The sequence below is a fragment of the Streptomyces sp. NBC_01481 genome, from assembly GCF_026339995.1.
Classification (GTDB): Bacteria; Actinomycetota; Actinomycetes; order Streptomycetales; family Streptomycetaceae; genus Streptomyces.
This window is the reverse complement of sequence record NZ_JAPEPT010000002.1, coordinates 404,105-418,169: the sequence shown is the minus strand read 5'-3', so window position 1 is coordinate 418,169 and position 14,065 is coordinate 404,105. Positions and strand designations below refer to the sequence as shown.

The window sequence follows — 14,065 nt, the reverse complement described above, 5'->3', positions numbered from 1 at the left end:
ACGCCGACGTGATCAAGGGCGCACTCCGGGGACGGCGGTGGGGTGACGGGTCTCCCCGCCACCTCATGGGCGGACTGCTTACGAAGATGTTCGTCAGGTACTTGTTTGTGGCGAACATGTTCGTTACGTCGAGGCATGGCAACTCACGGCAATGGCCCCCTCAGTCGTCGGGAACGCCCGGCCAAACCCGCTCTGACCCGGGCGGGCATCATCGCCGCCGAAGTGCGGATCATGTGGTCCGAAGGTCTGCAGAAGGTCACCATGCGCCGCCTGGCGCAGGAGCTGGACACCGGCCCGGCATCGCTGTACGTCTACGTGCGCAACACCGCCGAACTGCACGCGGCAGTCCTGGACGAACTGCTCGGCTCCGTAGACATGACCCCGGTCAGCGCCGACGGCGACTGGCGCGACCGCTGATCGAGGTGCTCACCTCCTGCACGACGGTGCTGTTCGCCCACCCGGAACTGGCACGCGCGGCGCTGGTCGCCCGCCCCAGCGGTGAGCACTATCTGCGGCTGGTCGAGGCGTTGCTGGCTCTGCTGGACGAGGGCGGCGTGCCGCCGGGACAGGCCGCCTGGGGCGTGGACGTACTACTGCAGTACGCCACCGCGATGGCCGCCGAGCACGCCGGCCAGGACCGGGCCGCCGACACCCAGGACGACTGGGACGCCCTGACCCGAGCCGCGCACGGCCTCGCCGACGGGAGCGCCTTCACCACCGACCTGCTCATAGGCGCCGACGGAGCCTCGTCGAGGATCCGCCCGCTGCTCTCTGCGGCCGTCCCCGCGTACACCGGCGTGTCCTTCGTCGAGGTGGACCTGCTGGACGCCGACCGGCGCTACCCCGGCAGCGCGGCCGTCATCGGCGGCGGTTTCTTCTTCGCGCTCGACGGCGGCAAGGGCCTCATCGCCCACCGCGAGACCGACGGCAGCCTGCACGTCTTTGTCGCGCGCAAGGCACCCCAGGATTGGATCACCGGCATCGATTTCACCGACTCGGATGCCGCCAAGGCGGCCGTCCTCGCCCACCTCGACGGCTGGGACGACAGCCTGCGCGCACTGGTCGCCGAGGCCGACGGCGCCTTTGTGTCGCGGCACATCCTCGCCCTGCCCACCGGACACCGCTGGGAACGGATCCCCGGTGTCACGCTGCTGGGCGACGCCGCCCACCTGATGTCCCCGTTCGCCGGCGAGGGCGCCGCCCACAGCCAGGCGGGCTGACCCGCGCGGCCCGCCCCCTTGCGCCACGGGTCCGTACGACGACGAACCGTGAAGGAGCCCCGATGAGCACGATCGCGATCATCCTGGCCAGCACCCGCCCCGGACGCGTCGGCGAGGCCGTCGCCCACTGGGTCCTGGAGCAAGCCGCCGGCCGCACCGACGCGCAGTTCGACCTCATCGACCTGGCCGAGGTCGACCTGCGGCAGATCGACGAACCCCTGCCGCCTGCCCTCGGCCGCTACACCCAAGCCCACACCATCTTCTCCCAGACTGCTCCCACGCTCACGACAGTGCGGTGTCAGCTTTGGAGTGCATCTGTTGGTCGTGCTCGCATCTCAGGCTTGCTCACGGTCAAAGCTCGCGCATGGCCAATGCAGATCCGTCCGGATGTACTGAGACGGGGCCTCCCCACTTGGAATCCCAAGTAGCTTGCGGCCAGGCGTCACGACGGACGTAGACCTCATCCCGGTACCTCTGGACGTGGCCCCCTTCCAGGTGGCGGTAGAGGTGCTCGGCGACGCCGGAGAACGCCTCGACACGTGTCCGGTTCAAGCGAAAGACGTGATCCGTGCCGACGAACGGAATACCGCAAAGCTCTTGCCGCGCATCTTGAACACTGCCGGTCGCGGCGTGTGCGAAACCCGTGAAGTGGCGTTGGCCTTGACGCTTGGTGAGGTACCGCACCGTTGCCTCCCCATCGCCAGCGAAGGCAGTGAGCCCAGCGGCAAACGTGCGGGCAAGGACGTGCCCAAACCAGGAGTAGTGCTCTGGCTGGACGTGGAAGCCAGGCTCGGAGGAGGGAGTCTCGCCGTCTGCGGACGGCGGCTGTATCCCTGGATAGATGTTCAACTCCTCAACATGATGATCCAAGTCTCTGTCGCCTGCGCCAAGTGACTCTCTCAGGAAGCCGCCCTTCCCGAGTGTCTGTAGACCGTGCACGGTGAGCGGTCCTTCCATGGGAAGTTCAGTGCTGAAAAGCAGACTGGGCGTCTCGTTCCAGGATCCGATGTGCACCGCCTCAACGTGCGCTGAAGCAGAAGCGAGCTGGTCGTGCGAAGTGGAAGCGTTGCTGTGGTTCCCCTTGGACTCGATTGGAAAGACCCGCGAGGGCTCTCCCGGCTTCCACACCTCGGCGAAGAACCGCGGACGGTACCGGTAGCCGGATCGATGCCCCGCGTCCCGGCTGGTCAGGGCCCAGCCAGCCCGAAGAACCGTGTCCGCGGAAATGATCGATACGGCGTGGTGAGGGTAGCGCCGCCCCAAAACGTGTTTGGCCAGCGACAGCGCGAATCCGACACCAAGCTCGCCAGACTGGAGTGCCTTGTAGTAGTCCGCCGTTTCACGGCCTTCGGCGGAAAGGCTCATGTACGCGTCCGGCCGACCCGCAAAAAGGGCCTGACTGTACTTCAAGCTGCCCCAGTGTTCGGCAAGGCCACGACCGGCTCCTCTCCGAGCCAGAGCGATAGCCCGTCCGAACGTGTGCAGCACGTGCCATGGAGTCAGCCGAAAGGAGCCGATCTCCTTCGCGGCTAGCGGCTGCAAGGCTGGCTTGCGACGAAGCGCGTCGAGCTCCCTCTCCCTGCGCTTCTTGTCATCCTCCACTGCTACCGCATCTACGTCGCCAACTAACGCCCCGCTTGAGTGGACTGCGACGTTAGTTGGCCGTATGAGGTCCTTCAGTACCTCTGATGCTGGCTTCAACCTGCTCCCCCTAGGTTCAGACCGAGCGCTGCAGATGACATCGCAACCTAGAAGGCAAACCAAGGGTGTACACAAGTACGCATAGGCGCATGGCCGCCAGCAACAACCGTTGCAGTAACGGTTGCAGGGAGCCTGGCACCAACCCAGGAATGCGGACCTCCTGGCAGGGGCCGGTCTGCGGGCGTCGCCGAACCCGCCGCACGGTCCATCAGCCCGAGGGCTCCCCTGGGACGCGTTCGTGGACTCCATCCAGTGAATGACCACCCGCCTTGCTCGATATCCGCTTGAGGAGTTCGATCGGGCGCAGAGGTGGATCTTGGGTTCGGCAGTCGTGACGACCGGACAGGGGTGCCCATGTGCGCCCCTGCCCGGGGTCGTTGATGTCAACAGCGGATGTCAGAGACCTTCTGATCCCTAGCTGAATGGGGATCGGTCATCGGTGTTCGAACTCGTCGCCGAAGGGCTCTGGACGCGGTTTGGCGGACACGGACCGCGCCCTCTGTTCCTCCCGGGCCAATTAAAAGGATCAAGAGATGGATGAGAGGGCGTTCTTCCTAGCGGCCCTCAGCTTGAGCGGCACCTGCGATGGAGGGAGCCCGCCGCCCCACCGAAGCGTTGGAGCGCGCCTGCACTTGCACGGATCAGTGAGCTCTTTCAGCGTTGCCTCTCGAAGGTGAGGATGGCTGCGGCGATTGACGACATTCGGTTCGGCTGCACCGGGAGCTTCGGAAGACCCCGGCGGACGGTACACCGCGGTACTGCCGCCCCCGCTGAAGCCCCACCAGTTCAGGTCTTCGTCACCTGCTCCGGTGGCAGGCTGGGCCTCGATGCGGCGCAGCAGGTCACCAAGAGCACGGGATGTGCTTCGGGTGTGCGGGTGCTCCTCGCCGAGAAGCCGGGTCTGGCCGTCGAGTGCTGCCCGGTACTCGGCTTCCGCCGCTGCCAGGTCGCCCCGCTGGCCGAGCACCCACGCCAGTGCATGCCGGGTGTGCAAGGTGTGGGGATGGTCGCGGCCCAACATCCGTGAACGGTCCTCCAGCACTGCCCGGTACTCCGCCTTGGCCACCGCCAGGTCGCCCCGCTGGCCAGCGATCCAGGCCAGGTTGTGCCGGGTCCACAGGGTGTCGATGTGATCGGTACCGAGGATCCGTGAGCGGCCTTCGAGGACCGCCCGGTATTCCGCCTCAGCCCCGTCCAGGTCTCCGCGCAGGTCAAGTACCTGGGCCAGGGCATGTTGGGTCCACAGGGTATGGGGATCGGCGTCGCGCAGTAACCGGCGCTGGATGTCGAGCAGTGCGCGGTACTCCGACTCGGCCGCTGCGAGGTCACCGGCCAGGTCGGTGAGCCGCGCACGTTCGAGACTCAGCCTCAGGGCAGTTCGACCGTCGGAGGGCAGCGATGCGCACACTGCGGTGGCGCGATCAACCGTGGCTTTTGCGAGGCCGTGCAGGCTGGCGTCCCTGGCGTACTCGATGCAGGCGATGGCCGCGACGGTCACGGTCTCCGCATCCGGACCGACGTCCCCGTCCCCCGCCTGTTCAAGCAGACGGTGCAGATGGGCTGTGGCGAGGTGCCAGAAAGGCCAGTCGGCCGGGCGGCGAGGGTCATGTCTGGCCGCACCGTCCTGCAGGCCCTGGGCGACCAGCGCGACGTACTCACCACGGCACTGGCGGACCTCGTCGAGTTGCCGGGTGACTTCGGCGACAAGCGGATGCAGGGTCACTGTGTAACCGGCCGGGTCGTCAGCGTCGCTGTCGGGGACCTGGGTGGTGACCAGGGCGTATTCGGCGAGCGCGTTGATCGCTTGCTGGAGATCGGCCCTGGGCTGTAGCTGGAATAGCGGGGAGGTGTGAAGGGCCGAGCAGGGCAGCACCTCCGTGTATGGGATGGGTGCGTCACCGAAGTGCGCCAGCAGCCGCAGCAGCGGCCGGGTGTGGCCCAGCTGCCGCCGGGCCAGGAGATCGAGGGTGACCTCCCATGTCGCGGTGGCTCGTTGGCGCGGCAGGTGCGATGGCTGGCCCGTCGGGCTGTCCAGCAGTTCGTTGAGGCGGTCGCCGAGTGCGATGCGATACGCCCAGAAGGTTCGAGGGCAGCGAGGCGCGCCAGGCCACGGGGGATTACGGTCTGCACGGGAGAGATAGAGACCGGCCTGGTGGAGCAGCAGTGGCAGGTGGCCGAGTCGGTCCGAGAGCGCGGCCGCTTGGGCTCCGGCTCCCGCTGTAGGGGCCCGGTCGAGGAGCAGTTCTGTCGCTGCCCGGCGGGAGAGAACGCCGAGCGGGTGCAGACTCACCCAGGTCCCCCACGCCTCTTGGTTCTGGTTGCGGCTGGTGATCAGCAGCCGTCCTGGTGTCGGCGGGCGGCGGATCCAGCCGTTGCCGTCCTCTACGTGGCCGTCCGCGCCCGCCAGTAGTCCCAGGTCGTCGGCGTTGTCGACGACGAGCAACCATGGTCGCGTCCGTTGCTCCAGCGCTTCCCACACAAGGTCGGGGGCGTCACCGGCCGAGCCCGACCAGGCGAGCCTGAGCCGCTCGATGCCGACACCCAGCCGCACGGCAAGAGCACGTAAATGAGCGTCGAACGTAGCGGGGTCCACGGCGGACAGCTGCCACACCTCGGTGCCCCGAGCCCGGGCTTCCGCCGCGACGGCCAGTGCGACCGTAGTCTTGCCGGACCCTCCGATCCCGCACACCACGTGCACCGTCCCGGAGGGAGCAGCGAGCAGGGACTCGGTGCCGCGCAATCTGCGGCGTGGGTAGTGCCTGCTAGCGTCCCGATGACCGGCGGTCGGTAGGAACTGGAGGCCCCATGCTCGACTCAGGAAAACCCACGCCCGACCCTGTCGCAGCGGACCCGGTCGCCGGCCTGGAGCCACCGGCCGCCACGCTCCCGCTGCACGTCCGCAGCGCGGGTGAGAGCTTGCTCGTCCAGCCCTCAGTAGTGTTCGACCTCTTCGCCGTCCGGGACCTTGTAGCAACCGGACACTAGGTCCAGGCTCAGCATCGGCGGGTCACTCTTCGCCATTTTGATGACATTGACGCTGACCTTCTTCTTGTCGTTGTCGGCGGTCAGGGTGATGCTTCTGTTCTTGCTGTTATTCGGTCCGTATTCGACGATCTCCCACCCGTGCTTGGGCAGTTCTCTCTTGAGCCGCTCCATCGCTTCGTCGAGGTCGCTTGCCGAGGCGGGGGTGAAGCTCCACGGATGGAAGATGCGGAAGTATGTCTTTGTGTCCTTGCCTGAGCAGCCCGTCACTCCCGGAAGGTTTTCTGACGCCTTTCCCTTCACGCCAATCAGGTCGTAGATACCGCTGGAGACCTTTTTCATCGTGTCGGTGGCGTCACGCGAGGTGCTCGTGCCTGCGGACGGGACGCCATCGCTCTTGTCGTCAGTCATGCCACATCCGGTCAGGATAGTAAGTACAAGGGGTACGGCGAGCACGAAGGCACGCGTTCTGGTCTTCACGTCTGAGCTCTCCTACTTCGAACGCATTACTTCTTCACTCGTCAATGGGTTGGGCGGCGGCTTCAAGTCCACTTCATCGCCCTTCCCCACTACCACCAGGGCCTGATTCTTCAGACTTGTCGACCCCTCATCCCAGTAACCGCTGTGGCCTTCGGTGTCCGTGGTCATCTGGTTGGCGCCGAATTTCTCATCGCTGGGAATTCTGAAGTTCAAGCCGTCCCCGCCGTGTCCATAGCGGCCGAGATCCGGGACCACGTCCCCCTTGGCTTCCTCGTTCCACACATGGCCCTTGGGGACATCCATCTCATCGGCACCCGACACCTTGACGCCGGGGCTGCCCGCGAAGACGACGTCATCGGCGTTGAGGTCCCCTGTCTCGGCCGCCGCGCCGACCAGGGTCGTCCCGTACGAATGGCCGATCACGGTACGGTGCGGTGCCGTATCGCCGGTGTGTGACGTTTCCAGGCCGTCCAAGAACCGGTTGAGCGCCGGTGCGCCGTCGTACGCGTAGTGCTCGAACGGGGCGTCCTTGGGTACGGAATCAGGCGCGTCGTATCCGAGCCAGGTGATGGTGGAGACGGACTGACCACCGGCTTTGGCGTCGGCCGAGTTCCACACATTGACCGAGCGGTTGATGTCGCCCTCGATCGTTCCGAGCTCCGCCGTCGTACCCGGCACGTAGACCGACTGGTGATCCGCGGTGTCCGGGTTTCCGTTGGCGAGGATCGCGCGGCCGTCGCCCTCGGTGCTGAAGCCCAGCAGATACGCCTCGGGCAGTCCTTTCGTGCCGGTCTGGTCGAAGCGGTTCTGGATCGCATCCATGCCGTCGATGGATTTGTGGGCGCTCTTCCGTGCTTCTTCCCATTCCTTCCACGCCACGCTGTCGACCTTGACGCCCTTCATGATGGTGCCGGTCATGGGGTTGATGTAGTCCGTGTGCCGCGTGGGCTCCGGATGCTTCTTGAGCCACGTGTCGTATTCGACCTGCGCGGCACCTCGGGCCTCGGCGAGCACCATCCGGTTCGCGTCGTCGCGTACGGCGGAGGGAAGGCCGTCGAGCGCTCCGATGCTCGCGGGGTGCATGGAGACGTAGGCGTCGCGCTGCTCCTGGGAGAGGCCGTTCCACCAGTTGGCGTTGTCCTGGGGCGAGTCGTTCTTGGGCGGTGGCTTGATCGTGTCGAGGTAGGCATCGGCAGCCTCGCGCACGCCCCCCGTGTCCGACGTGACGTCCGTCCAGTCCTGGGCGGACACTGTCAGGTCGTCATCGGCCTTGAGGGCCTGTAGTTTCGGCGCCCACTTCGTGTCCGCGTCCGTGGCTTCCTTGAGCGCGTCGGCGATCCGGTTCGCGTACCCCATCGCCTTGCCGTAGTTCGGGTTCGGGTGGATGTTCGCCGCCTGGCGCTCCAGGGCATCGGAAGTGGGGCTGCCTCCGGCACTCCCCGTCACCGTGCCGCCATCAGCGACCTTCTCGTCGCCGGGCTTCTTACCTGCTGGATATGTGACCGAGCCGTCCTCGTTCACCGTGCAGCCCTGGGCGTCCCCGATCGCCGTGTCCAGCTTCCGCTTGGCGGCCGCCATGTCGTAGGCGAACCCGTTGAGGGCTGTGCTGATCACGCCGCATTCGGTCTGGATGTAGTGGAAGTTCTTCGCCAGGGCTTGAAGCTGCTTCTGTGCCGCCTCCGCTGCCTCACCCTGCAACGTCTTGCGCATGCCTGCGGCCACGGTGTTCTCGACGCGATCCTTGGCTGCCTGGGCCACGTTGCCCATGGAGCGGTATCCGTCGGCGGCGTCCTCGTACTCGGAGGGCTTGAAGGCCTTGAGGGTGGCGTAGTCCATCCCGCCCGTCACCGGCCCTTCGCCTGGCCGCCGACGGCGTCCGTGTCCGCGTACTTGAGGTTCAGCTTGCCCATCTCGCCCTTGACCGCCTCATCGGACGTCAACAGGTCGCGGCCCACCTGCTCCAGGATGCTCTGGAGTGAGCCGCACCGCTCGCTGACGCTTTCGGCGTACTTTTTCCAGGAGTCGTACACGTCTTTCTGCGCGGCCGCGCTCAGACAATCCGTGGTTGCGCCGAGCCCTGCCTGGCCGTCCTCCAGTTTGGTCAGCCCGCCGCCGATGCTCTGGCGAAGGGAGCCCACCCCTTCGCCGGCCGTGGCCCACGCCTTCTTGCTGGACTTCAGGCCGCCTGTCACGGCGCTGGGCCCGGAACTGGGCTCAACCGGAACGTGGTTGAGCCGCATCGCTGCGGACTGCCGTTCGGTCACATCGGCTTTGATCTGTTCCCACTCGTCCCACGCCATGCGTAGCCCCCGTTTACCCCTGTGGATCACTCCAGCCAAGAACACTACATCGCACCAGCACACAGCCCATGAGTACCTGTGCCTATGCGAATGAGCACCTGCCCCGGGACTTGGCTGTTCCAGCCGGCCCGTACGGGGTGGTACTCGAAGAAGGCCCCGCAGGAGGCGCGTCCTGTACCCGTTATGGCGGACCCCTGGCCGGGGGTGCCGGCGCGGGGCCGGAATGCCTCGGGCCGCGCGGACGCATGCTGGCTGCCCATCGCACGGTGCCTCACCCCGCACGGGCTCAGGCACTCTCACAAGACGGTCATGGAGGAGCTCGGGATCCCACCCAAGCTCATGGATGAGCGTCTGGGGCACGAGGACGGCTCGGTTCAGGCGCGTTACTCACACATCACCGCGCGGATGAGGAATCGGCTCATGGACGAGCTGACCGAACAGTGGGAGGAGGCGCTGGGTGCACGGTTGGCCATGCATCCGCGGTCCCCGGTGCGTGCGCTCGATGCCTTACTGAGAGCGCGTCAGGGGTGATGACTGGGGAGTGGTTCCTTGATCCACTCCCCGTTCACTCCTCAGAAGCCCCGGCCAACGAGTCAGGGCCGGTTTCCCGTAAAGGAAAACCGGCCCTGACCTGCTGTTTCGCTGTCGGGGTGGCGGGATTTGAACCCACGACCTCTTCGTCCCGAACGCGATCAGGACCCTCGTCACCTTGATGTCAGGCCGCTGACCTGCTCGCTCCCCTCCAGCACAGTCCATGACTGTCCGGGACGGTCGTGGTGCGCCCGCCCCGTTTGGCCCCCCGTTTGGCTCCCACCTCGGTTCAGTCGGGGGGTGAGACAGGTAAGGGTTTCGGCATTGCCCTGCCTGGGACGTTGGCGGCACCACCTGCTGTCACTCGCAGGAGTTCGAGAGCTTGTCCGAGTTTTCTCCCAGCCGACGGCGACGCCTCTGTCGCACCAACAGCCCTGTGGCAACCACCAGCAGGGGTTCATCCGCGCGGGGAAACATAGTGCCCTGGTTCTCGTTGGGGACGCCTGCTCGATCCACTGGCCTTGTCGACGCAGGGAGTCGAGAACTCCAGGCGGGAGTCACACGGCAGACGAGGGGCGAAGCACTTCGGCCTGAGCCTGCTTGGACACAAGAGCAAGGTATGATGCCGCGCTCGACTGAAGCTGTCTCGTAGACTGTCGCGGTACCAGCCCGCAAGGATCTTGAGAGAAGGATCGTGGACAGTTCGACGCCCAGTCTCGCAGCAGCCGAACAGGAGGCGTTGCCGGGCCTCTTCCACGGCTCGCCAAGTGAGCGTGGCGTCCTGTCGCCGAAGAGGCCAGCAGTTGAGACCGCCGGCATGGCAGACGTGTTCCCCTATTACGCAGGTTTCGCATTCGAGTGGGCAACCAAACAGCTCAGCAGGGACGGCTCGCACGTCGGTAGTGACATGACGGTCCTCGATCCCTGGAACGGCAGCGGCACGACCACGCTTGCTGCGCAGTCGCTGGGCATCCGATCGATCGGGGTGGATCGCAACCCTGTAGCAAACGTCATCGCGCGATTGCGGGGAGAGACGTGCCTAAAACCCCAGCTCACCGAGGCTCCGCCCCCCGGATTCGGCCGACGGTTCTACAAAGCCAGTGACCCACTTAACGCCTGGTTCAGTGACGGTACCGCGAGAAGGTTTAGGGACTGGACAACCGCGCTTCGAAATGCTGACGGATCTCTGAACGCCGTCGGTGCTGTGGCCGTCTTCCGGGTTATTCGTAGAGTCACGAAGAAATTCGAGGGCAGCAATCCCACCTGGGTGAAGCGATCCAAATCCCCAGAGGATCGCATTCGGATTCCAGCACGCGAGCTTGATGATTTTCTGCTGACCGAGCAGAAAGCTCTGCGTTCGCGCATAGCAACTCAAGATCGCCCCGAGGTCGGCACGACAATCCTGACCGCTTCCTCGGATTCATTGCCTCTGCGTAGTAATTCCGTCGACGTAGTTCTCACGTCTCCGCCCTACCTCACGCGGATTGACTACGCTGTCGCTTATGCGCGCGAATTGGCTATCTTGGGGCATGACATCAGTGCCGACAGGTCTCTTAGATCGAGCCTCATGGGGACAACGTTGATCCGTAAGGGTGAGACGTTTTCACGCCAGTTCAGTCCTGTCGCGCAGGAACTCCTGGTAAACATTTCCGGCCATGATAGCAAGGCATCGTCGGGCTACTACCTGAAGCAAGCCCAGCAGTACCTGGCTGACTTGACCGATGGCCTTAACGAGATTTCGCGCGTATGTAAGGAAAGGGCTCTTGTGCATCTAGTGGTACAGGATTCCTTTTACAAGGATGTCCCTGTTCCACTTGCAGAAATCTGCATAGATGAGGCAGCCGCTCGGGGGTGGGTTCTGGAAGAGCGCGAGCAGTTTGTTGTTCGGCGGTCACTAGTCACGTTGAACACTCCGGCCCGAGCATACAAGAAGAGCAACGTCGCAGAATCAGTTATCACCTTGAGAAGGGGATGAAGTGGCTTCGGGTGGGGATGCACCGGCGGAAGAATTGATCCAAGCGGTTGACAGAAAGATCACCGCCATCCGAACGAAGAGCAATGACTTTTCGTTCAACGAACTTGTCGATATGTATGATTCAGACGAGCTCATTATTGACCCAGAATTTCAAAGAATGTTTCGCTGGACCGAAGGAGCGCAGTCTCGTTTCATCGAATCCCTCTTGTTGGAACTTCCAGTTCCTCCGATCTTCCTAATTGAAAGAGAGGATCGCGTTTACGAACTTATTGATGGCCTTCAGCGGCTCTCAACTTACCTGCACTTTAGGGGCGAACTCATCCTCGAAGGCAAGAAGTTGAAGCCTTTGGTTCTCTCGGACTGTGACATCGTTCCTGAGCTCAATGGGCGAACCTTCGCCAACCTCCCCCGAGCCCTGGAGATCAAGATCAAGCGCAGTTACATCCGTGCGGAGATTTTGCGAAAGGAGAGTGACCCAAGACTCCGTTACTACATGTTCAAGCGTTTGAACACCGGTGGTGAGAACCTTTCGAAGCATGAAGTGCGTAACGCTACAATTCGCCTACTGTCGAACGGCTTCAATCAATTCATCATTGACCTTTCTCGAAATGACGATTTCAAGTTCGGCGTGGAAACGCTGACAGAGAAGTCGCGGAACGAAAAATTCGATCAGGAGCTAATCCTTCGATTCTTCGCCTTCAAGAATGCTGGCGCTGGCTACCGTCATGACATCGCAGACTTCATGACCGACTACATGGAAGCTGTATCAGATCCAACTGGTGCCGAGACGTTTGACTATGAAACCGAGAAGGCTACCTTCGAGAAAACCTTCGATATCATCAAGAAGATGGCGGATCACCTCGATATCGGACCGAGGATCTTCGGAACCGTGGATGCGCGTACAGGAGAGCCTCGTTGGCAATTTTCTGTATACCATTTCGAAGGCATAGTCCTGGGCCTGCAGAAGGTTCTGGATCGCATCGATCCTGAAGATACTGGCCAAATCTCTTTTTTGGCTGAAGTCGTACGAAAAGGTAAATCTGATCCTTCCTTTAGGGCGGCAACGGGGGGCGGCAAGAATGATCGGATTTCTCTCCGTACGCGCGTAGGGTTCTTTGCTGACGGTTTCACTGGAGCCCTTAGTTGAACGTCTCCGAGATGCGTGCTGAGCTCGAAGATGACATGAGTTGGCGGTTGGATGAGATCCGCCACCTGGTGAACCATCTTCTTGGGGACAAAAAGGCCGGAGAGGCTTCTGTCTATTCTCTCCGTGCCATTCTTGTGATGCAGTACGCTCATCTTGAGGGGTTCACGCGCAACGCCTTGGCGCTGTATATTAAGGCGATCAACGCGCAGGCGATAGCCGCTAAGGACCTCCGGCCCGAGCTCCTCTCAGCGGCTTTGGCCGCTGAGTTCGATGGCCTGCGCAGGGGAGCAGATCCCAGGGATGGGGAAGGCAAGTTGGCCACACGTGCGCGACAGCAAGTCGCTTTCGTGCGTAAGCTCCAAGAGCTTTCCGATGGGCCGATTTCTATAGCCGCAGAAGTGGCAGCGTCGATGGAAATGAATCTAGGATCTGATGTTCTGAAACGGGCATTGGTCAACTTGGCAATTCCTGTGGATCGCGTGGCTAATGATCAGTACAGCTCCATTGAGTTCGTGAAGCGGGTTCGCAACGACATCGCACATGGAAGTCGTAAGGAGAACATCCCGGAAGGAATGTTCTCCGAACACCTAAAGAGGTGTGAACGCTTCATGAATGGGCTCGCCCGCGTCCTGACTCAAGCTTTGTCGGAACAATGGTTCAGGGCAGCCACCTAAAATTTCCCCCTAAGAGTTAGGTACTCTCCTTCCCCTCCTAGCGTGTCGAGGCTTAGCGAGGCATGAACCCAGGCTTCTGCTCGGCTAGCGCATGCAGACGTGCGAGGTAGTCCTGTGCCGTTGGCTCGGAGCCGTAACGGTGCCGCATCTCGGCAGCGAGTTCGCGGCTGGTCATGATGAGCGACGGCACCGACTGCCGGTCGCCTTCGAGGGCGCGCTCACCCATGCTGAGCGCCTGTTCCAAGTCGCCTTCACGTGCCGCCGTGACGCCCAGCGTGACGCGGGCTTCCGCGTTGCGCATCGGTGAGCGCTCGGTTCCGTCGAAGTCTGTTCCCGCCCTCAGCACTTCTTCGGCGAGCGTGCGCGCTAGCTTGTCCTCACCGACCAGGCGGTAGCAGTCCATCGCGTAGAAGTCGAACTTGGCGGGGTCCACCACAAAGTGATTGTCCAGGTTCTCGGGGTGCGGCATCGCTTCGAGCATTCGCCGTCCCTTGTCGAGTGCTACCTCAACCTGCCGGCGGTCCCCGAGCCGCGCCCACGCCTTGGCTTCCTGTGCGGCAAGCTGCACGGCAACGCCGTGGTGCTGTGCTGTGTCCGCTCCGGCCTGCGCTGCCGCGATGACGCCGCGATAGTCGCCGGTCGTGAGCGCGAACCATGCCCGCATCTCGTGCGCCCACCCGGCCACCTCTGCGTGCTCAGCCTCGTTGGCGAGGGAGAGTGCGGCGCGGCGCGTCGACTCAGCGGCGTGACGCTCGCCGGTGTCGTACTCGACACAACCGACCAGTAGAGCGAGCCAGCCGGACAGTGCGAGTACTTCGCGGTGCTGGGCGAGCGTGAGGCTTTTCGTGTGGAGGTCGACGACGCGGCGAAGCCATTGGCGCCCCTCGATGAGGAGTTGTTCGCTCGGCATGAACGGGTACTCCGAGGAGAGCCGGTCCGTCGTGATCCGCAGGGCATCAAGCGTGGCGTTGTCGACGTCGGACCGGTTCAGTCGGCTTACGATCTCCAGCGTCTCCATGCCGCTCGCTGCCAAGATCTCCTTGTGTCCATCCCGG

At 63.4% G+C, this 14,065-nt stretch carries 11 protein-coding genes and 3 pseudogenes; 8 read left to right on the top strand and 6 right to left on the bottom strand.

Annotated features, from left to right (window positions below; genetic code table 11):
• The first annotated feature begins 135 nt into the window (after positions 1-135).
• From OOK40_RS35250 to OOK40_RS12380, 4 genes and pseudogenes are all read left to right on the top strand, one after another.
• Positions 136-417, top strand: a complete 282-nt coding sequence (locus tag OOK40_RS35250) for a TetR/AcrR family transcriptional regulator (protein ID WP_323136054.1) — start codon at positions 136-138, stop codon at positions 415-417.
• Between the two features lie 5 nt (positions 418-422).
• Positions 423-629: pseudogene (locus OOK40_RS35245) on the top strand (TetR/AcrR family transcriptional regulator C-terminal domain-containing protein); the annotation flags it as partial.
• Positions 612-1,199: pseudogene (locus tag OOK40_RS12385) on the top strand (FAD-dependent monooxygenase); the annotation flags it as partial. The pseudogenes OOK40_RS35245 and OOK40_RS12385, both read left to right, overlap by 18 nt.
• 83 nt (positions 1,200-1,282) lie before the next feature.
• The gene (locus OOK40_RS12380; protein ID WP_266479925.1) at positions 1,283-1,648 is read left to right on the top strand and encodes an NADPH-dependent FMN reductase; all 366 of its coding nucleotides are present in this window, start codon (positions 1,283-1,285) and stop codon (positions 1,646-1,648) included.
• On the opposite strand, the gene OOK40_RS12375 is transcribed toward OOK40_RS12380, so the two are convergent.
• The 5 genes from OOK40_RS12375 to OOK40_RS12355 form a co-directional block, all read right to left on the bottom strand.
• Entirely contained in the window at positions 1,572-2,822 is a 1,251-nt protein-coding gene (locus OOK40_RS12375; protein ID WP_266479924.1) for a hypothetical protein, read from the bottom strand. The two genes, OOK40_RS12380 and OOK40_RS12375, sit on opposite strands and share 77 nt — an antisense overlap.
• 625 nt (positions 2,823-3,447) lie before the next feature.
• Positions 3,448-5,661, bottom strand: a complete 2,214-nt coding sequence (locus tag OOK40_RS12370) for a tetratricopeptide repeat protein (protein ID WP_266479922.1) — start codon at positions 5,659-5,661, stop codon at positions 3,448-3,450.
• A 191-nt stretch (positions 5,662-5,852) separates the two neighbouring features.
• Positions 5,853-6,314 carry a hypothetical protein gene (locus OOK40_RS12365; protein ID WP_266479920.1) on the bottom strand — a complete coding sequence of 154 codons (462 nt, stop codon included), beginning with the start codon at positions 6,312-6,314 and terminating at the stop codon, positions 5,853-5,855.
• 81 nt (positions 6,315-6,395) lie between these two features.
• The gene (locus OOK40_RS12360) at positions 6,396-8,219 is read right to left on the bottom strand and encodes an alpha/beta hydrolase (protein WP_266479918.1); all 1,824 of its coding nucleotides are present in this window, start codon (positions 8,217-8,219) and stop codon (positions 6,396-6,398) included.
• An 8-nt stretch (positions 8,220-8,227) separates the two neighbouring features.
• Complete coding sequence (locus OOK40_RS12355) at positions 8,228-8,683, bottom strand: hypothetical protein (RefSeq protein WP_266479916.1); 456 nt, start codon at positions 8,681-8,683, stop codon at positions 8,228-8,230.
• A 108-nt stretch (positions 8,684-8,791) separates the two neighbouring features.
• Here OOK40_RS12355 and OOK40_RS12350 point away from each other — a divergent pair.
• From OOK40_RS12350 to OOK40_RS12335, 4 genes and pseudogenes are all read left to right on the top strand, one after another.
• Positions 8,792-9,214: pseudogene (locus OOK40_RS12350) on the top strand (tyrosine-type recombinase/integrase); the annotation flags it as partial.
• Between the two features lie 694 nt (positions 9,215-9,908).
• The gene (locus OOK40_RS12345; protein ID WP_266479914.1) at positions 9,909-11,189 is read left to right on the top strand and encodes a DNA methyltransferase; all 1,281 of its coding nucleotides are present in this window, start codon (positions 9,909-9,911) and stop codon (positions 11,187-11,189) included.
• Between the two features lies 1 nt (position 11,190).
• On the top strand, positions 11,191-12,336 hold the full coding sequence (locus OOK40_RS12340) for a DUF262 domain-containing protein (RefSeq protein WP_266479913.1): 1,146 nt from the start codon (positions 11,191-11,193) through the stop codon (positions 12,334-12,336).
• An 11-nt stretch (positions 12,337-12,347) separates the two neighbouring features.
• On the top strand, positions 12,348-13,010 hold the full coding sequence (locus tag OOK40_RS12335; protein WP_266479911.1) for an MAE_28990/MAE_18760 family HEPN-like nuclease: 663 nt from the start codon (positions 12,348-12,350) through the stop codon (positions 13,008-13,010).
• Between the two features lie 52 nt (positions 13,011-13,062).
• On the opposite strand, the gene OOK40_RS12330 is transcribed toward OOK40_RS12335, so the two are convergent.
• On the bottom strand, positions 13,063-14,028 hold the full coding sequence (locus OOK40_RS12330) for an XRE family transcriptional regulator (protein WP_266479909.1): 966 nt from the start codon (positions 14,026-14,028) through the stop codon (positions 13,063-13,065).
• Positions 14,029-14,065 lie beyond the last annotated feature (37 nt).